Source organism: Hoeflea sp. EC-HK425, assembly GCF_902498795.1.
In the GTDB taxonomy this organism is placed as follows: Bacteria; Pseudomonadota; Alphaproteobacteria; order Rhizobiales; family Rhizobiaceae; genus Hoeflea; species Hoeflea alexandrii.
On record NZ_LR701572.1, the window covers coordinates 2,688,237 to 2,707,419 of the forward strand.

The 19,183-nt window shown below is 61.3% G+C and carries 17 protein-coding genes; 7 read left to right on the plus strand and 10 right to left on the minus strand.

The features are described 5' to 3' along the window. The first annotated feature begins 120 nt into the window (after positions 1-120). The 5 genes from SPHINGO391_RS15800 to SPHINGO391_RS15820 all read left to right on the plus strand — a co-directional run bounded on the left by SPHINGO391_RS15800 (position 121) and on the right by SPHINGO391_RS15820 (position 5,114). A complete protein-coding gene (locus SPHINGO391_RS15800; protein WP_152009724.1) occupies positions 121-1,020 on the plus strand; it encodes an NAD(P)-dependent oxidoreductase in 900 nt (299 codons plus the stop codon). Beyond that, positions 1,017-2,189, plus strand: a complete 1,173-nt coding sequence (locus SPHINGO391_RS15805; RefSeq protein WP_152009725.1) for a LysR family transcriptional regulator — start codon at positions 1,017-1,019, stop codon at positions 2,187-2,189. Before SPHINGO391_RS15800 ends, SPHINGO391_RS15805 begins: the two co-directional genes overlap by 4 nt. A gap of 118 nt (positions 2,190-2,307) precedes the next feature. Further along, complete coding sequence (locus tag SPHINGO391_RS15810; protein ID WP_152009726.1) at positions 2,308-3,297, plus strand: TRAP transporter substrate-binding protein; 990 nt, start codon at positions 2,308-2,310, stop codon at positions 3,295-3,297. A 7-nt stretch (positions 3,298-3,304) separates the two neighbouring features. After that, positions 3,305-3,817, plus strand: coding sequence for a TRAP transporter small permease (locus SPHINGO391_RS15815; RefSeq protein WP_210385786.1), 513 nt, complete (start codon positions 3,305-3,307; stop codon positions 3,815-3,817). Further along, positions 3,810-5,114: a TRAP transporter large permease gene (locus SPHINGO391_RS15820; RefSeq protein WP_152009727.1), complete on the plus strand. Its 1,305-nt coding sequence runs from the start codon at positions 3,810-3,812 to the stop codon at positions 5,112-5,114. Before SPHINGO391_RS15815 ends, SPHINGO391_RS15820 begins: the two co-directional genes overlap by 8 nt. Positions 5,115-5,128: 14 nt before the next feature. Here SPHINGO391_RS15820 and SPHINGO391_RS15825 read toward each other — a convergent pair whose 3' ends face one another. Next, positions 5,129-5,566 (minus strand): MarR family transcriptional regulator, encoded by a 438-nt coding sequence (locus SPHINGO391_RS15825; protein WP_152009728.1) that lies wholly within the window; start codon positions 5,564-5,566, stop codon positions 5,129-5,131. A 153-nt stretch (positions 5,567-5,719) separates the two neighbouring features. On the opposite strand from SPHINGO391_RS15825, the gene SPHINGO391_RS15830 reads away from it, so the two are divergent. Continuing rightward, a complete protein-coding gene (locus tag SPHINGO391_RS15830) occupies positions 5,720-7,642 on the plus strand; it encodes an FAD-binding monooxygenase (protein ID WP_152009729.1) in 1,923 nt (640 codons plus the stop codon). Between the two features lie 280 nt (positions 7,643-7,922). On the opposite strand, the gene SPHINGO391_RS15835 is transcribed toward SPHINGO391_RS15830, so the two are convergent. From SPHINGO391_RS15835 to SPHINGO391_RS15855, 5 genes are all read right to left on the minus strand, one after another. After that, positions 7,923-9,110 carry a Gfo/Idh/MocA family oxidoreductase gene (locus tag SPHINGO391_RS15835; protein ID WP_152009730.1) on the minus strand — a complete coding sequence of 396 codons (1,188 nt, stop codon included), beginning with the start codon at positions 9,108-9,110 and terminating at the stop codon, positions 7,923-7,925. A gap of 14 nt (positions 9,111-9,124) precedes the next feature. Then, positions 9,125-10,180, minus strand: coding sequence for a sugar phosphate isomerase/epimerase (locus tag SPHINGO391_RS15840; protein ID WP_152009731.1), 1,056 nt, complete (start codon positions 10,178-10,180; stop codon positions 9,125-9,127). Positions 10,181-10,250: 70 nt separating this feature from the next. After that, positions 10,251-11,207, minus strand: coding sequence for a substrate-binding domain-containing protein (locus SPHINGO391_RS15845; RefSeq protein ID WP_152009732.1), 957 nt, complete (start codon positions 11,205-11,207; stop codon positions 10,251-10,253). A 101-nt stretch (positions 11,208-11,308) separates the two neighbouring features. Then, positions 11,309-12,316 (minus strand): ABC transporter permease, encoded by a 1,008-nt coding sequence (locus SPHINGO391_RS15850; protein ID WP_244615436.1) that lies wholly within the window; start codon positions 12,314-12,316, stop codon positions 11,309-11,311. A gap of 4 nt (positions 12,317-12,320) precedes the next feature. After that, the gene (locus SPHINGO391_RS15855) at positions 12,321-13,847 is read right to left on the minus strand and encodes a sugar ABC transporter ATP-binding protein (protein ID WP_152009734.1); all 1,527 of its coding nucleotides are present in this window, start codon (positions 13,845-13,847) and stop codon (positions 12,321-12,323) included. Between the two features lie 197 nt (positions 13,848-14,044). On the opposite strand from SPHINGO391_RS15855, the gene SPHINGO391_RS15860 reads away from it, so the two are divergent. Next, complete coding sequence (locus SPHINGO391_RS15860) at positions 14,045-15,064, plus strand: LacI family DNA-binding transcriptional regulator (protein ID WP_152009735.1); 1,020 nt, start codon at positions 14,045-14,047, stop codon at positions 15,062-15,064. A 108-nt stretch (positions 15,065-15,172) separates the two neighbouring features. Here the strand turns inward: SPHINGO391_RS15860 and SPHINGO391_RS15865 are convergent, their stop codons facing one another. The 4 genes from SPHINGO391_RS15865 to SPHINGO391_RS15880 form a co-directional block, all read right to left on the minus strand. Continuing rightward, complete coding sequence (locus SPHINGO391_RS15865) at positions 15,173-15,592, minus strand: PaaI family thioesterase (RefSeq protein WP_152009736.1); 420 nt, start codon at positions 15,590-15,592, stop codon at positions 15,173-15,175. Next, on the minus strand, positions 15,585-16,397 hold the full coding sequence (locus SPHINGO391_RS15870) for an IclR family transcriptional regulator (protein WP_152009737.1): 813 nt from the start codon (positions 16,395-16,397) through the stop codon (positions 15,585-15,587). The genes SPHINGO391_RS15865 and SPHINGO391_RS15870 overlap by 8 nt, the downstream gene beginning before the upstream one ends. Further along, positions 16,397-17,350 carry a winged helix-turn-helix transcriptional regulator gene (locus SPHINGO391_RS15875; RefSeq protein ID WP_152009738.1) on the minus strand — a complete coding sequence of 318 codons (954 nt, stop codon included), beginning with the start codon at positions 17,348-17,350 and terminating at the stop codon, positions 16,397-16,399. The genes SPHINGO391_RS15870 and SPHINGO391_RS15875 overlap by 1 nt, the downstream gene beginning before the upstream one ends. A gap of 96 nt (positions 17,351-17,446) precedes the next feature. After that, positions 17,447-18,979: a carotenoid oxygenase family protein gene (locus SPHINGO391_RS15880; protein ID WP_152009739.1), complete on the minus strand. Its 1,533-nt coding sequence runs from the start codon at positions 18,977-18,979 to the stop codon at positions 17,447-17,449. Positions 18,980-19,183: the final 204 nt, after the last annotated feature.

Below are 19,183 nucleotides of genomic sequence, written 5' to 3' on the forward strand. Positions count from 1 at the left end.
TCATGGCGTCCGGGGCAATTTCAATGCGGCGCGCATCGTATAAGAAATTGCTATAGTGGGTGGATTGGCCGCCGGCGTTCTGCCAGACTTGAAGAGACTGAACGGCAAGAGAGAATGAGCATGGCGGATCTCGGCAACGGACTGGCGATCATCGGATTCGGAGAGGCTGGGGAAGCCTTTGTCTCGGGCTGGCGCGAGACCCATGATGGCGCGATCTCCTGCTACGACCTGAAAGTCGGCAAGCCGGGAGAGCGGGAAGACCTGCAGCTGCGGGGAGACCGGCTGGGCGTCAGGATCTGCGGCTCGCAAGCCGAAGCGCTCGCAGGTGCGCGGGCGGTTTTCAGCCTGGTCACCGCCGACCAGGCCCTGGTGGCGGCGCAAGACTGCGTGGCCCACATCGCCGCCGGCACCCTGTGGTTTGATTGCAATTCCTGCTCACCGGGAACCAAACGGCAGGCAGCAGAGGTGATCGAGGCAGCGGGGGGCATCTATATCGATGTCGCAGTGATGGCGCCGGTTCATCCCAAACGGCACCGGACGCCGCTGCTGGTCTCCGGCCCCCGAACGCTTGAGGCGATGCCGTTGCTCGAGGCCCTGGACATGCAGCCGCAATATGCCGGCGGCACGGTGGGACAGGCCTCATCAATCAAGATGTTTCGCTCCGTCATGATCAAGGGGTTTGAGGCCCTGACAGCAGAATGCCTGCTTGCGGCGCGGCGGGCCGGTGTCGAAGCCGAAGTGCTACACTCCCTGCAGGCGTCCGATCCGGGCATCGACTGGGCAAAACGGTCAGCCTACAATCTCGAGCGCATGATGGTTCACGGCGAACGCCGGGCCGCGGAGATGCGGGAAGTTGCCCGCACCGTCACCGAGCAGGGTCTGCCGTCGCGCATGTCCGACGCGATCACCGATTGGCAGGCCCAGATAGCCGGACTCGGGCTGGCCGGTGGCAGCGCCGATGTCGGTGAGCGCGCTGACCGTATCCTGAGTGCCATTCTCGCTGACAAGCCTGTGCCATGAAGCACAATATTCGCCACCTGCGGATTTTCCTGGCGGTCTCGAAGCTCGCGTCGATCAGCAAGGCCGCCCGGGACTGCGGCCTGTCCCAGCCGGCGGTTACCCAGGCGATCAACAAGATCGAGGCGGAACTCGATGCGGCGCTGTTCGACCGCACGCCCCAGGGCGTCTTCGCGACCGCCTTGGGCAGGCTCCACGCGGAACGCATCGGCCGGGCCTTGTCCATCATCGACGAGGCGTTCGCATCGGTTGCGCCGCGCTTGCGGGTCACCGCGACGGCGTCGCAGCTCGAAGCGCTGATTGCGGTTCGCGAAACCGGCAACTTCACTCTTGCTGCCAGGCGGCTTGGGATCGCCCAGCCAACCGTTCACCGGGCCGTCAGCCAGCTCGAAAAAGAAGCGGTGCGGCCGCTTTTCGAGCGAACGTCCACAGGCATTGTCGCTACGCGGGCCGGGCAATTGCTTGCCAGTGCAGCGCGGTTGATGGATGCGGAACTCATGCAGGCGGACATGGAAATCGCCGAAGCGCTCGGCCGTGAAACCGGCCGCATCGTGGTCGGCGCCATGCCTCTGTCCAGGGCCTATCTCCTGCCAAAGGTCATCGCCCGGTTCAGGCAGGCATGGCCGAGACTGCCGCTGCGCATACTTGACGGGCCCTACGACGAAATGATTTCCGGCTTGCGCAACGGCGAAGTCGATTTCCTGATCGGCGCCTTGCGCGATCCGGCCCCGATTGGCGACATCGAGCAGACCCCACTGTTTGACGACACGCTCGCAATCGTTGCCGGTCCCGCCCATCCGCTTGTGGGGCGATCATCCATCGGTGTCGGCGACCTGCTCGACTATCCATGGGCTGTGGCCGCCGCGGGCACACCGACGCGCAAGCATTTTGAGGACATGTTCACCGGTACCGGCCACACGGTGCCCGATCGGATTGTCGAAACCGCGTCGCACATTCTCATTCGCGAATTGCTGTTAAACAGCGACCACCTCGGCTGCGTTTCCGCCCTCCAGGCAGAGGCCGAGATAGAAGCCGGCAGAATTGCACGGATCGATTTTGAATTGCCGGACACCGCGCGGGCGATCGGAATAACCACCCGCCGCGGCTGGAAACCAACGGCTTCGCAAGCCACGCTGATCGATCTGGTCAGTAACTACAGACCTTCGCTATAGCCATTAATTATGGCCTCCGCACGTCTTTGAAATGGTTTCACTCCCGGCGGACTTGTAGAAATCGGAGACATTTCGAGCAGCCGGGTCAATGGCTGGATGTCTCTCAGGGAGGAATGCAATGTCTGTTTCCAGAACCATCACCGGTGCCGTCGCTGTACTGGGCATCATCACCGGAGCCGTCTCGGCGGCCGAGTTGAAACTGGCTGATTTTCAGCCGCCCACCCACTTCGTCGTCGACAAGGTCTACAAGCCGTTTGCGGAAAAGATCGCAAAGGAAACCAATGGCGAAGTGACGGTCAGCGTCTTCATGGGCGGCGAACTCGGCCCGGGCCCGAGAGAGCAGTACAATCGTGCCGTCGACGGCGTCACCGACATCGCCTTCGGCCTGCCCGGCTACACCGCATCGAACTTCCCCCAGACGCTGCTGACGGAGCTTCCCGGCGTGATTTCCGCAGACACGGGCACGGCGCAGATCCTCAAGAACATCGACATGCTGTCGGATGAGTACAAGCGCGTGGCGCTGGTGGGCATCTGGAACAATGCGCCGAATGTCATCTTCACGGCATCAAAGCCGGTCCGCACGCTTGAAGACCTCAAGGGTCTCAAGATCAGGGTCCCGTCGCGCAATGCCGGCCTCGTGGTTGAAGGCTGGGGCGCAACCCCGGTATCGATGCCGGCTCCCGACATCTACAACGCGATGCAGACCGGCGTCATCGACGGCGCCATGACCGACGCCACCACGCTCGGCGCGTTCAAGCTCGCCGAAGTGACGCAGTTCATCACCACCGGCATGGAAACCACGATCTCGAGCTTCTTCCTGATCATGAACCGCGACAGCTTCGGCGATCTGAGCGAAGACCAGCAGAAAGTCGTGCTGGAAGCCGGCCGTGAAGCCTCCGTAAACGGCAACCAGGCCTGGCTCGGCATCGCCGACAAGGCGCTTGCCGGCTTCGCGTCTGCAGACGGCAAGGAAGTGATCACGCTTTCCGCCGACGAGGCGGCGAAGTTCAACGCCGCATCGGCGCCGGTTGTCGACACGGTGATCGGCGAGGCCGAGGCCGCGGGCATCAAGGCCAAGGCATTTGTCGACGCCCTGAAGAGCATGTGAGCAAGTCGTGAAAAACGCGCGAACCGACCTGGTCCATTCGACATCCGTCGAATGGACTGTCCGCGTGCTCACCCTTGCATCGTCGCTGGCGCTGGCCGTGCTTCTGGTGGTGACGTTTGCCGGTGTCGTCATGCGCTATGCCTTCAATGCTCCCATCCTCGGCAACAACGAAATCATCGAGATGGCTTCGGTCGTGCTGGTGATGCTGGCGATGCCGAGCGCGGCACAGAAGGAATTGCATATCCGCGTCGATGTGTTTGACGGCATGATCGGCGCCTTCGGCCGGTTTGCCGGCGACATCCTGGCGCGCGGCATCTCGATCTACCTGCTGGCGCTGCTGGGCTGGCGCTCCTGGGGAAAGCTTGCCGACGCCGCCGAATATGGCGACGCCACCAACATGCTCAGCATCCCGCTTTGGCCCTTCTACGGACTGCTGGTCCTCGGAGCGGCCCTCTACGCCCTCGTGCTGGCAATCCAGCTCGTGGACATCATCCGGTCAGGAGTGGCCCGCAGTGAGTGATTTGGTGATCGGGCTCGGTGGCCTTGCGATGATGTTCGCCCTCATGGTGTTCCGCATGCCGGTGGGAATGGCCATGCTGGCCGCCGGCTATTTCGGAACCGTCCTGATCAGCGGCGCCCGGTCGGCCAACGCGCTGCTCGTTACGGAAACCTTCTCGGCCGCTTCAAACTACAGTCTGACGGTGATTCCGCTGTTCATCCTGATGGGAAACATCGCCTCCGTCGCCGGATTCAGCAGCCGTCTGTATGAGGCAGCCTTTGCCTGGGTCGGTTTTCTGCGCGGCGGACTGGCCTCGGCATCGATCATCGGATGTGCCGCTTTCGCGGCGGTCAGCGGCTCGTCCGTGGCGACAGCCGTGACCATCGGCAAGGTTGCGTTGCCCGAAATGAAGCGCTTCAGATACTCCGACGCGCTGGCGACGGGCGCCATTGCCGCGGGCGGCACTCTCGGCTTTCTCATCCCGCCATCCACCGGTTTCGTGCTCTACGCGATCCTGACCGAGGAAAGCATCGGCCAGCTCTTCATGGCAGGTATATTGCCCGGGCTCTTGCTGACCGCGCTGTTCATGGCAGCCGTGGCGCTGGTCACGCTGAAAGACCCTGAAGCCGGTCCACGCGGGGAATGGGTGTCGATATCAAAGCGGATGCGTGCCCTGATGCGCGCCCTGCCGCTGGTCACGGTGATCATCGTTTCCATCGGTGGCATCTATCTCGGTGTCTTCACACCCGTCGAAGCTGCGGGCGTCGGTGCCGGGCTGGTCATCCTGATGGCAATCGGCATGCGCAAGCTCGATTGGCGCATGCTCCAGCAGGCCGTCAGTGACACCGTTGGCACCACGGCCATGCTCTATCTGATCGTCATCGGCGCGAGTGTGCTCAACCCGTTCCTGGCACTGACCCACGTGCCGGCCATGCTGGGTGAAGCCATGACATCGGCGGGTCTCGGCCCTTACGGTGTTCTGTTGCTGATCATCATCGCCTATCTGGTGCTCGGCATGTTCATGGACGGCCTCGCCATGCTGGTCGTCACGATCCCGATCTTCTTTCCGATCATCACCGGCCTCGGTTTCGATCCGATCTGGTTCGGCGTGGTGGCGGTCATCGTTATCGAGATGGGCATGATCACGCCCCCGGTCGGGCTGAATGTCTTCGTGGTCAAGAGCGTCGCCCAGGACGTGCCGATGGCCACGATCTTCCGCGGCGTGATACCGTTCTGGATCGCAATGGCCGTCTGCCTGCTGGCGGTCATCGTCTTTCCGCAGATCGCGCTGACGATCCCCTCGGCGATGTTCCGGTAGGCTGGCGAAACACCCTACCCGACACTGCCGGCGGTTCTGGCCGCCTTGGCGGCAAGCTCGACGAACAGCTGGTATTCGGTCTCGTCGAGGCCAGGAAGTATGTCGGTCTGGAGTTCCTCCACCAAAGGCTTGAGCGCCGCGACCAGGGCTTCTCCCTCGTCCGTCAACGCCAGTATACGCGCGCGCTTGTCCTGCGCATTGATCTTTCGGCTGAGCAGTCCCTTCTGTTCCAGACGGTCGGCCACGGCGCCGATTGTTGCCCGGTCCTTGGCCACCGCATCGGCCAGCCCGGCTTGGTCGATCCCGGGGCTCTCGCGTATCGCGTCGAGGGCGGCAAACTGCACCGGCGTAAGATCGAACCCGGCCTCCCGGGTGCGGGTCATGAAGACATGGGTCGAGATCTGATGCAGCCGCCGGATCAGATGCCCGGGCATTCTCGATACATGTGTCATGGTCTCTCCGTTTCTTCTCAGTCATCGGGACGCAGCTTCGGCACAGGCGCGCCCGGCACCAGCTTACCCCAAATTGATAATTACACATACTATTTGCCTTGCGGGCAATTTCAGGATAATAATAAGTCAACATATTAATTTGGAGGAGCGATCATGCAGTACCATCTCGACGGATTTCGCCCCGGCGATCCCGAAGTGTCCGAAGCCGCCGCCGGCCGGCCGGTTTCTGATCCGGATTTTGACGCGCCTGTCGATGTCCTGATCGTCGGCTCCGGACCCGCAGGACTGACGCTTGCCGCCCAGCTTTCCGCCTTCCCGGAGATCACGACGCGCATCGTCGAGCGCAGGTCCGGTCCAATGGACAAAGGGCAGGCTGACGGGATTTCCTGCCGCTCGATGGAAATGTTCAATGCCTTCGGCTTTGCTGAAAAGATCCTCAAGCAGGGCTACTGGGTCAACGAGACGACGTTCTGGAAACCCGATCCCCGGGCGCCGGAACAGATCGTCCGCAATGGCCGCATCCAGGACGTCGAGGACGGTCTGTCGGAAATGCCGCACATGATTCTCAACCAGGCTCGTGTGCACGACATGTATCTCGAAGTGATGCGCAATTCCCCCTCCCGGCTCGAGCCCGATTATTCCCTCCAATTGGCCGGACTGACCGTCGACCCGGCAGCCACGGACTATCCGGTGACGGCGACGCTCGAAAGGGTCAATGCCGGCCGTGAAGGCGAGACGGTTGATGTCAAGGCGCGCTACGTCGTGGGCTGCGACGGCGCACGCAGCGCCGTGCGCAAGGCGATCGGCCGCAAACTTGAAGGCGATTCGGCCAACCAGGCCTGGGGGGTCATGGATGTGCTCGCCGTCACGGACTTCCCCGATATCCGCTGCAAGACGCTGATCCAGTCAGCCAGCGAGGGCAACATCATCATCATCCCCCGCGAGGGTGGATATCTGATCCGGCTCTACATCGAGCTCGACAAGCTTAAATCCGATGAACGCGTGGCAAGCCGCAACCTCACCGTCGACCATCTGGTCGCCGCGGCGCAACGCATCTTCCGGCCCTATTCGATCGACGTGAAGCAAGTGGTCTGGTGGTCGGTCTACGAGATCGGCCAGCGCCTGACCGACAAGTTTGACGATGTTCCCGAAAGCGAAGCTGGCTCCCGCCTGCCGCGTGTCTTCATCTGCGGTGACGCCTGCCACACCCACAGCCCGAAGGCGGGTCAGGGCATGAATGTGTCGATGGGCGACGGGTTCAATCTCGGCTGGAAACTGGCCTCGGTGTTGCGGGGTCTCTGTCCCGCGGACATCCTGCACAGCTATTCCGCCGAGCGGCAGGCGGTGGCGCAGGACCTGATCGACTTCGACCGGGAGTGGTCGCGCATCATGAGCGAGCCACCAGAAGCCGGCGACGGCGATAACGGCGAGGCGCCGCGGTTCCAGCGCTACTTTATCCAGCATGGCCGCTACACCGCCGGCATGTCGGTCAGGTACGGGGAATCGCGGCTGACCGGCGGCGATCAGTGGCAATCGCTTGCCCGGGGCTTCGAGATCGGCACGCGGTTCCATTCCGCCCCCGTCGTCCGCCTCGCCGACGCAAAGCCGCTGGAGCTCGGTCACGTGGTCAAGGCCGACGCCCGCTGGCGGCTTTTTGCCTTCTGCCCCAGTGAGGATCCGTCATCGGCAGGCTCGGCGATTGCCCGGCTGTGCCGTTTCCTGTCTGAAGATCCCGCATCGCCGGTGCGCCGCTTCACCCGCCCGGACCAGGATATCGATGCGGTGTTCGACGTCCGCGCGATCTTCCAGCAGGGCACGCACGAGCTTGCGCTTGAAGCCCTGCCGGCCTTTCTCAAGCCGCAAAAGGGCAACCTCGACCTTGTCGATTACGAGAAGATGTTCTGCCCCGATCTCAAGCGCGGGCCGGACATCTTCGATCTGCGCGGCATCGACAGAAGCGAGGGATGCCTGGTGATCGTGCGCCCCGACCAGTATGTCGCCCATGTCCTGCCGCTCGATGCCCATGACCAGATGGCGGCTTTCTTCGACGGTTTCATGAAGGAACAGGCACCTTGAACCCGCGGGGATAAAGCCAGAGAGCAAGACTGGCGGTGGGAGCCCTTCGAATTGCCTCGACATAGGAGTTCAATCGGGCCATCCGCTCCTACGCATCCGGGCCATGCAAGCCGTCAGACTGAATCCCGCCCCGAGCGAGCGGGGCGGCAATTGGCTTCAAACCCGTCTTACATGATCCTTGCGGTGGCATCCGGTTTAGAGCTTGCCGCGGCACATCCCGACAAAGACCGGTCCCGGGAAGAATGGAATCGCCGCCCGCTTCGCTGTTGCGTGCGTGTTGCTACCGCTTCACATAGCTGCCGAACTTGACCCATGCGCCGCCGCGTTTGGAAGATTCGACGCAGGCGGTGACGAATGCGACGCCTGCCAGGCCCTCTTCGATTCCGGGATAGATGACGCCTTCGGGGGCAGGCTTGCCGTTGCGGTGCGCGATGATGGCTTCGGCCGCCTCGTTGTAGATGGTGGCGAAGCCTTCGAGGTAGCCTTCGGGGTGACCGCCCGGAATGCGGCTGACGCGCTGGCCGGCAGCGGTTGCGCCCGCGCCGTTGCGGGTGAGCAATCGTTTCGGCTGACCTAGCGGTGAATGCCACAAATAGTTCGGGTCTTCCTGCGCCCATTCGAGCCCGCCCTTTTCGCCGTAGATCCTGAGTTTCAGCGCGTTTTCGTTGCCCGGCGCCACCTGGGAGCACCACAGCATGCCCTTGGCGCCGCCCGCAAACCGCATCAGCACGTGGCCATTGTCATCGAGCTTGCGGCCCTTGACGAAACTGTCGAGATCGGCACAGAGCTCGGCGAGCTCGAGCCCCGAGACGAAGCTTGCCAGGTTGAAGGCATGGGTGCCGATGTCGCCGGTCGAGCCGCCAAGGCCGGAACGCGCCGGATCGGTGCGCCAGCCGGCCTGTTTCTGCCCGGTCTCCTCAAGGTTCTCCGACAGCCAGTCCTGGGCATATTCGACCTGCACCAGCCGGATCCGGCCCAGTTCGCCGCTTTCGATCATCTCGCGCGCCTGCCGGATCATCGGGTAGCCGGTGTAGTTGTGGGTCAGCACGAACAGCGCGCCGGACGCCTCGGCCGCCTTGGCGAGCTTCTTCGCGTCGGCCAGCGTCGAGGTCAGCGGCTTGTCGCAGATCACGTGGATGCCGCGTTTCAGGAATTCGCGCGCCACCGGATAGTGCATGTGGTTGGGCGTGACGATCGCCACCGCCTCGATGCCTGATTTCAGCCGCGCCTCGCGTTTTGCCATCTCGATGTAATCGCCATAGGCGCGATCCTCCGCGACGCCGAGATCGGCGGCCGAGGCCTTCGATTTCTCCGGCGTCGAGGAGAATGCCCCCGCGACCAGCTCGTAGCGGTCGTCGATGCGCGAGGCGATGCGGTGGACGCCGCCGATGAACGCGTCACGCCCGCCGCCGACCATGCCGAGACGGATCCGCCTCGATGCGGTTGTGCTGGAGCCTTCGATAGCCATGTTTGATCTCCCGCTTACGAAATGCCGAGCATGCGGCGGTTGGCGGCCTCGTCGGTGCCGCCATCGGCAAAGTCGTCGAAGGCGCGCTCGGTGACCCGGATGATGTGGTCCCTCACAAATTGCGCCCCCTCGCGCGCGCCGTCTTCGGGATGCTTGAGGCAGCATTCCCATTCGACCACGGCCCAGCCATCGAAATCATTGGCCGCCATCTTCGAGAAGATCGCCCCGAAATCGACCTGTCCGTCGCCGAGCGAGCGGAACCGGCCGGCCCGGTCGGCCCAGGACTGGTAGCCCGAATAGACGCCCTGGCGTCCGGTCGGGTTGAACTCCGCGTCCTTGACGTGGAACATCCGGATCCGGTCCTTGTAGATGTCGATATTGTCGAGATAGTCGAGGCACTGCAGCAGGTAGTGCGACGGATCGTAGAGCATGTTGCAGCGCGCATGGTTGCCGACGCGCTCGAGGAACATCTCGAAGGTGACGCCGTCATGCAGGTCTTCGCCCGGATGGATCTCGTAGCAGATGTCGACGCCGCAGTCCTCGGCATGATCGAGGATCGGCCGCCAGCGTCTGGCCAGTTCGTCAAAGGCGGTCTCGACCAGGCCTGCCGGCCGCTGCGGCCAGGGGTAGAGATAGGGCCAGGCCAGCGCACCCGAGAAGCTTGCCATCGCATTGATGCCCAGGTGTTTTGAGGCCTTGAGCGCCATCTTCACCTGCTCGACCGCCCATTGCTGCCGCGCCTTCGGATTGCCGCGCACTTGAGGCGCCGCAAAGCCGTCAAAGGCCTCGTCATAGGCCGGATGCACGGCGACGAGCTGGCCCTGCAGATGGGTCGACAGCTCGGTCACCTCGATGCCGTTGTCGCGCGCAATACCTTTGAATTCGTCGCAGTAGTCTTTCGACGCGGCGGCTTTCTGAAGATCGATCAGGCGCCCGTCCCAGCTCGGCACCTGGACCCCCTTGTAGCCGCAATCCGCCGCCCACTTGGTGATCGACTCCCACGAATTGAACGGCGCTTCATCGCCGGCAAACTGCGCCAGGAACAACGCCGGCCCCTTGATCGTTCTCATAGCTTTCCTCCTCGGGATATGAGGCGGGAGAAGTGAAGGACTTCCCCCGCCCGTATTGCTTGGTGGCTGATCAGAACGGCGAGTCCGGGAAATAGAACTGCTCGGCATTCTCCGGGGTGATCAGGGTCGCACCCAGGATGTAGCGGCCGGCGACCGGACCGTTGGACTTGAAGGCGGCAACCGTCACATCCATCGCGGTGGCGATCATTGCCGGCGGATAGAGAACATCGACCGGCACCAGTTCGTTGCCATCCATGATGCCCTTGATCGTCTCCTTCATTCCGGCGCCGCCGACGACAAACATGCCGTCGCCATCACGGCCGGCCTGCTTGAGGGCGGCAACCACGCCAATGGCGATGTCGTCGTCCTGCGCCCAGACGGCGTCGATGTCCGGGAACCGGCTCAGGAAGTCCTGCATGACATCGAAGCCGTCGTCACGGTTCCAGTTGGCGTGCTTGTGATCCAGCACGTTGATGCCGGAACCTTCGATCTCGGCCATGAACGCATCAAAACGTTCATTGTCGATCAGTGTCGGGATACCGCGAAGCACGACAATGTTGTCGCCCTCCTTCAACCGGGACTTCATGTAAACCGCCGACACGCGACCCAGTTCCGGGTTGTTGCCTGCCACGTAGATGTCTTCGATGCCGGGCTGGCTCAATCCGCGGTCAACAACGGTAATGAGCGCTCCGGATTTCTTGACGTTGAGAACCGGATCGGTCAGCGGCTCGGATTCAAAGGGAAGCACGACGAGTGCATCGATCTGGTGAACCGAAACAAGATCCTCCAGCGCACTTGCCTGGGCACCCGGGTCCGGCGAATTGACGAGAATGAGATCGATGTCGGGATAGAGCGCTTCGAGTCTCTTCTCGGCATTTTCGGCGTGCCAGTTCATGCCCGCTGCCCATGCGTGGGTTGGTGTCGGATAGGACACGCCGATCTTTATCTTTTCCTGGGCGACGGCCGCGCCGGCCAGGCCCAGGGCACCGCCAAGTGCCAAGGCCATCAATGCTATTCTTCCTCTCATTTCTTCCTCCATTGTTTAATTTTAGGGCGAGATTTCCCGTTCCGGGAAACCCGGTTCTCCACAACGCCGGCCTGCTGGCCTGTGACGTGCGAATTCTCAAATCAGAGTTTTGTCCGGCCCTTCCGGCCCCAATCGCCACGCTGAAGCCAGACGGCGACAATGATGATCAGACCCTGCATGGTGCCATTGAGATAGTTTGAGATCACATCCGTGAAATTGAGGATGTTTCCGATCGTCGTCAGGATGAGAGCGCCCAAAATGGTGCCGCCGATGCGGCCGTAACCGCCCTTGAGCACGGTTCCTCCGATGATCACCGCCGCAATCGCTTCCAGTTCCCACAATACGCCCGTTGACGAGGAGGCCGATCCAAGGCGTGGCACATAGATGATCGTTGCCAGCGACACGCAAAGGCCCTGCAGCACATAGGTCCACGTCTTGATCCGGTCGACCTTGATGGCGGAGTATCTCGCGACCGCTTCGTTCGATCCGATCGCGGTGCAGTAGCGGCCGAACGCGGTCCAGTTGAGCAGGACCCAGCCGGCAATGGCGACCATGATGAAAACCCAGACCGGGATCGGCAATCCCATGAAACTGTCATAGTAGACCGGCCGGTATGTGTCGCGGATACCATAATCAAGTGACAGGGTGCCGCCGTCCGCGAAATAGGTGACCAGCGAGCGGAAGATCCCCATCGTTCCGAGCGTGACGATAAAGGCTTCAATCTTCCCCTTGGTGGTCAGCATTCCGTTGGCCCACCCCGCCCCGAGCCCGAGGATGATGCTGCAGAAGCAACCGATCAGCACTGTGGCAATCCCGGTGCCAAAGGTGTCGATCGTGTTGTTCATCACGATGATCATCACCCCGGCGATTACCGCAGCCATCGACCCGACCGACAGATCGATGCCGCCGGCTGTAATCACGAATGTTGCCCCGACGGCGATGATGCCGATGAATGCGGATCGCGTGAGAAGGTTGGTGATGTTGCCTTCGCTCAGGAAGGCGGGGTTCAGGAGAAAGCCGATCACACATAACAGGATCAGGGCGATTGCCGGACCCAGCGTCTTGATATCCAGCGATGTCGCCCTGCGTGCCGCGGGTTGGGGCGCAATTGTATCAGCCACGGAAGGTCTCCTCTTTCAAGCCTGCGGCATAGCGCACGATTTCGTTTTCATTGATTGCCTCGCCGGTCAGTTCACCGGTGATCCGGCCAGAGCGCATGACCAGAACACGGTGACAGATCCCGATGATCTCCGGCATCTCGGAGGAGATCACCACAACGGAAATCCCCTCTGCGGCGAGTGCTGCGATGAAATGGTAGATTTGCTGTTTGGTGCCCACGTCGATGCCGCGGGTGGGCTCATCAATGACAACAATACGCGGCTCGGCTTCCATGATCTTGGCAAGCAGCAGCTTCTGCTGGTTGCCGCCCGAGAGTTCGCGAGCGCGCGCTTTCGGGTCTCGAGCGCGGATGTCGAAGCGGCGAATGCCGCGTTCCAGGGCCTTCTGTTCGGCGGTCCGGTCGAGCATGAAATGGCGGATGAACCTGGGCAGGGCAAGGAGCGTGATATTCGGGCCCATGCCTTGCTCCATCAGCAGGCCCTTCTCCTTCCGGTCCTTGGTAAGATAGACAATCCCGGCATCGCGCATTTCCGCAACGGAAGCATGCGACGATTCCACCCCGGATAAAGAGACGGTTCCCGCGGCCTTCTCTCCCAGGCAGCAAATGGTTTCGAAGAGTTCCGTTCGCCCGGAGCCGATGAGACCGAAGAAACCCAAGACCTCGCCCTTGCGCAGATCGAAGGACACATTGCGAAGGTTTTTCGTCGTCATGCCGCGAACACTCAGAACCACTTCCGCATCGACATCGGCTTCATTCATCGGCGGATAGAAATCCGACAATTCGCGCCCGACCATCATCTGCGCCATGCTGTCGAGCGTGAACTCGGCCGTCTGCTTGGTGGTGATCCACTGCCCGTCGCGCAGGATGGTTATCCGGTCGGCGATCTCCATGACCTCGTGCAGCTTGTGGGAAACGAACACAATCGCAGTTCCGCTCGCCTTCAGCTTGCGCACCTGCTTGAAGAACAACTCGGTCTCGGCATCCGTCAGGACGGCGGTGGGCTCGTCCATGATCAGCACACGGGCATTGCGGCTCATTGCCTTGACGATCTCCACCATCTGTTTCTGGGCGATGGACAAATCGGAGATCCGGGCCTTCGGCGAGACATCCAGCCCCACTTCAGCCAGCATCACGCCGACCCGACGCGCCATTTCGGCGCGATTGAGCAGGCCGTTGCGCGATAATTCGCGACCGAGAAAGATGTTTTCAGTCACCGTCATCTGCTCGGCGAGATTCAGCTCCTGATGGATGAGAACGATGCCCAGGGCTTCGGCCTGGCCATTGCCGGGGAGCTGGATTTCCTCACCGTCAAGCCGGATCGCACCGGAGGTGGTGTCGTGGAATCCCGAAAGGATCTTCATCAAGGTGGATTTGCCGGCACCGTTTTCGCCGATCAGCGCATGAACTTCGCCGGCCCGGATGTCAAAGCTCACGCTGAACAGCACGGGAACAGTGCCGAACGACTTGCTAACGCTCTCCGCTGAAAGCACCGATGCCTCGATGCTGGCCGCCTCTTGCATGCTCCGCCTCCCCCCACGATATTGGCCGACTCCTCAATCGACCATCGCTATGTAAACCTTTTCATTCAACATGTAAACCTTTTCATAGAATTCTGAAAACCTTTTCATAAATGCAAACCTTGGCTATGTTGCGGAGCCGCAATCGCGATTCTCGATGCTGCTTCTTGGGCGCCGGCTAGTGGAAAGCGTAGGAAAAATTGGAAGAACAACCGATCAAGCCAGCGACAATCGAGGATGTTGCAAAGCTTGCCGGCGTTTCGATTGCCACGGTGAGCCGCGCGATAAGGAACCCGGAGAAAGTCGCTGAAAGCACCCGAAAAAGGGTAACGGCCGCTATCGCGCACACGGGATACACCGCCAATGCCATGGCGCAGAACCTGCGCATGCAGAGATCGCAGATGGTGATGGTTCTCGCCCAGTCCATCTCCGACCCCAATTTTCCCGGCATACTTACCGGACTCGAAAAGGTGGCGAATGCCCGGGGCTATGGCCTGCTGATCGGCAACACCGAGGGTGATGTCGCCATGGAGGAGAAGTATCTTCGCTTCCTGTCCACAGGCATGGCGGATGGTCTTGTTCTCATGTCGGGGCATGTTCCCGTCGCCGGCTGGCCGAAAAATCCCAAGGCCGCCCTTCCACCCATGGTGGCGGTGTCACGACCGGTGATGCACGAAAGCATCGCCTATGTGGGCGTTGACGACGTCAATGGCTCGAAAGTGGCGACCGAGTATCTGATGTCGCTTGGTCACAAACGCATCGTCTATGTTTCGGGGCCGCATGGCGATGCCGTGTCCGAATTGCGGTATCGCGGATACTGCCTGGCCTTCGGCGAGGCTCATGATGCCGGTTCGGCGTGGCACGTCCAGGGCGACGGCACCAGTGAAGGCGGCCGTGCCGCGGTCGAACGCCTTTTCATTCGCGACAGCCTGCCCACGGCATTCTTCTGCTTCAACGACAGCAGTGCCATCGGTGTGATCGGCTCGCTGCAGGCGCGTGGATACCAGGTACCACAAGATTTTTCGGTTGTCGGGTTCGATGACATTCCGTTCTCCAGGAATATCTCACCGTCGCTGACGACGGTCCGTCAGCCGCGCGGGCAGATCGGCGAACTGGCAATGTCACATCTTCTCGATGCGCTTTCGACGCGAACTGTTACAGCCAAAGAAACGCTGCTGCATGGGGATCTCATCGTGCGGGATTCCTGTTCAACACCCTGATATCCGGTCAGAACAGGCTTGACAGAGTGGGCTGGGCCCCAAGACGAGAGCAACCCCGGGCTTCAGGAATTGGGGTACCGATTACCGGACGAGTTTCCCGTAGCTGGCTTAACGCGACTGATCAAGAAGGCGGAAAGCGCCTGAAGCACGTGCCAGGATCAGGCCAGTGTCGTCTTCGACATGACCTTCCGAAAAGTAGATGGTCTTGCCGCCGCCCACGCGCCGCCCTTCGGCAATCAGCATGCGGCCCTTGGGCGCTGCGAGATAGCTCACATTGAGGTTCAGCGTCACAGCCCGGCGGAAATCGTTAGGCAAGCCCTTGTAGACCCCCGCGGCACCCAGAGCTGTATCGAGCAGACTGCAATGAATACCCCCGTGCGGCACCATAGCCCGGTTCATGTGCTGCGGGCCGAGATCGAGTTCAAAACGCGCATAGCCCTCCCGGAACTCGGTCTTGCGGAATCCGATGAGATCCTGAAACCCGTAGGCGCTGGCGAAGGGTTCGACGGTTTCCGGATGTTCAGTCATTGTCCATCGGCCTCAGGCTCAGGTTGTGGGCTGCGCGCAGCAGACGCTGTGCCCGGGTTTCCATTAATTCCTCGGCGCTGTTCAGGAAGGCCACTCCGCCGACATTGAGGGCAAAGACACGGTCGCCCTCGACCGGCACGATGGGGGCTGCAATTCCGTTGATTTCCTTGCGCCATTCGCTGAACGAGGTGCAGAAGCCGTAAGCCTCGTAGTCCGCCCGTGCACGGGCAAGACCATGGGTCAGCCGGGCGCGCTCCTCGTCAGAAGCGGCGCGGTCAAAAGCCCGGACCAGCAGTTCCTCGCGCTTGTTCTCGGAGAGCCCCATCAAAAGCGCCCGTCCGATGGAGGTGGAGAAAAGCGGCACCTGCGCCCCGAGGTAAAACGCCGTCAGAATGGCAGAGGGCGCGCGATGGGTGACCAGATAGACAGCCGAAAGGTCGTGGCGTTCGGCAATGGCCGCGGCGACATTGGGATTGTCGCCAGCACACAGATCCCTCAGCTCGACCTCGGCACGGTCCTTCAGGTCGGTCGATGCGAGTGCGCCAAACCCCAGCCGCAACACACCGGGCCCGAGCCTGTAGAGCCCGCCCGGCTCGGACTGCACCAGATAGCCGAGCTTGCACAGCGTATAGGTCATCCGCGTCACGGTGGCCTTGGGCAGCCCGGTGCGTTCGACGAAGGCGTGGTTCGACAGCTCCACCTCGTTCTTGCGGAAGCAGCTCATCAGCCCCAGTCCGCGGGCAAGGGCCGTGACGAATTTCGGATCGGCGGCGTCGGTGTCAGGTTCATCCGGCTCGTCGGTCATCAACTCCCCTCCCCGTCGCTGTTGTCTTGCCGCGGCCGTACATAGACGTTCTCGCGACCGATCCAGCCGCCGCAATGATCGCAGCAGAAACGGCCGTGGACCAGTTCACCGCATGAATGAACACGCAACTCCGGCGGTGGCTGGCCATCATTACACCAGCGGTCTCCCCAGTCGGCGATGCTCAGCAGCAGAGGGTAGAATTTTTCTGCCTTGGGCAGAACCGAATAGGTCAGCTTGCGACCGTCCTGGCGCTCTTCGACCAACCCGAGAAGGCGCAGCTTCTCCAACCGGCCGCGAGCGACCGACATCCCCAGATCAAGGCCGTCGGCAATCGCCTTGAGGTGGGACGGGGATCGAAACAGCGTGTAGAGGATTTCATTGCAGGCAATGTCACCGACGAGGGACGCCGCAACCATCTTTTCGGCTCCCAGATCCCCGGCCGCGGTGACGGCTGTATCGTTGCGGCGCGAAAGCCTGTCGCGCGGATCAAACTGCAACGGCTGGGTGTGCTCGACCGTCACGCTCTCACTCAGCACCTCGTTCCGGCAATGCGTGCAGCGATAGCGCGCGCTGATACGCTGTCCACAGCTGCGGTGGACGATCTCGAACGGCAGAACGCTGACATCGCTCGGATTGGCTTCGTGCCAGAGCCAGATCGAGTACATCGCATCCTGCAGATCAAAAGCCTTGGCCGTCAGCGCATATTCGAGCGTCGTGTGGGTCGGGCTGACCTGCCGGCGATACATCATCTGCTCATGGCACAGATGCGTCAGCCGCAAGGACAGCGTCTGCTTGGGTATGTTGAGCTTCTTCTGAAATCCACCGAAACGGCGTTCGCCATTATAGGCTTCCTTGAGGATGAGCATGGTCCACGGGTCGCCCAGAATGCGCAGGGCCCGGCGCAACGATGTTGTCGGAGGTCCTGCGACGGTATCCCGGTTGATCTGATTCACGCCCCCACCTTCCGCCACGCGACCGGTCGCACGCAGTGTGCCTCCGCGACCGGACGTGCAATCCCGATATTGTCCGGAATTGTCATCCAGGACCTGTCATACGTTCCAAATCTCGGATCCGTCCACCCATGTCGTGTGGAATCCAATGCTGATCCGCCTCGGGATTTTCACCCGCGCAATGGGAGCGGTGATGTCGGCGGCATCGAAAATCAGGCAGTAGGACGTCCAGTCATTGCTGTCGGTCGTGAACATGACGGGATAGGCCCTGGTTTCATCCCCTGAATGACCCTGGCCATAGGCCGCCGCCACCGGTGCTTCCGAACCATAGACACCGTCACCATAATCGTAGCGCTGAGTCGCGCCCGTCTCCAGATCATAGCGCAGCAGGCCGTTGAATGTCTGGCACCGTCCCTCGAGACTGCCTTCGTGCGGAACCGGAATGACCTGGTTGAAGCTGTAGCGGGTCTTTCGTCCGGTCATGTGGGAATTGATCGTCGGAAACTCGGTGTTGGTCTCGTCGATCATGCCTTCGCGCGTCTCTCCGGTCTTCACATTGAAAGACCAGCGATACATGACGTGGCTGCGGCGGCGATAGGCCATCATCGATGCGAGATGATGGTCGCGGGCGTCCTTTTGCGGCATCGGGTCTTCCTGGCGGCAACCGAGCATATGAACCCAGTCGCCTTCTTCCCAGGAATTCGAGATGTGCAGGATGTAGCAGGCCTCGGCCTCGAACCATTGCACCTTGTCACTGCGCCCGAAACGGTCGATCAGGCCGAACCGCGCCGGCTGGTCCCGGTGGAAGCCCATGACGCGCCGGTTGTGGTTCTTGAGAATGTCGACATCGTGGTAAAACGGCAGATCGTGCAGGATGGCATAATTTTCGGTCAGACCCATGTCATGAGGGGATCGGGGGCCCTTGAGGTCGATGTCGATATCGAATTTCAACCGGCCTTGCGCATCGGCCATGCCGTAGCTCATGTAGGGCGGCTCATCCTGGTAATTGAAGAAGAAGAGTTCACCGGTGTTCGGATCGGTCTTGGAATGCGCAGACAGGCTGTGGCTGAGACCGCCGCCCAGGGTTTCGCGGCCCTTGGTCTCCAGCGTCAGTGGATCGACCTGATAGGGATCACCTGCCATGTGCCACAACGACAGCAGATTGCCGTTGTAGAAGATAACATCGGTGTTGGAGACATCCTTGATGGGCGAACCGGGCAGACGGAAGTCATAGGGGCCGGCAATACCGGGCCAAATCGCCTTTCCGGCCTTGTCCTCCACGATGAAGGCGCCATTGCGCAGATATCTCTGCCGGAATGTCGCCTTGCCGTCACGGAAGTAGATCGCCCGGAGCTGCGCGTCCCCGTCATAGTAGTGATACTTGCTGTTGACCGGCTCGAAACGCTGCGACGGGCCGTTCATCACGTAGGCGCCGCACAGATCCGACGGGATCTCGCCCTCGACCTCAAGATCCTCGGCATCATACTCAACGTCGGTTGGTGCGAAAGCGCCATGCAGATACGGATGGTCATACCGCTTGATCCAGTCCGGAGCATCAGGCGGCGGTGTACCGTCGGGCGCGACCATCCTTACATTGGCGGCGGTTACCATCAGTGGCGTGTCATGCGACATCGCGGCGCTCCTTTTGTATATTACTAGACCAAATTCTGCCAAATCCTGCCATTTGTCAAGCTGCGCCGACGGCGCTGCTGTCGAGATCCCTCCATTTCCAAGGCAATCTGCTCGATGCCTGGCGCTATGCAAACCCAACACGGACACCGACCCGCATCTTCAATAGCGCTACCTGTTCCGTCAGATGAAACATCGTACTGAATT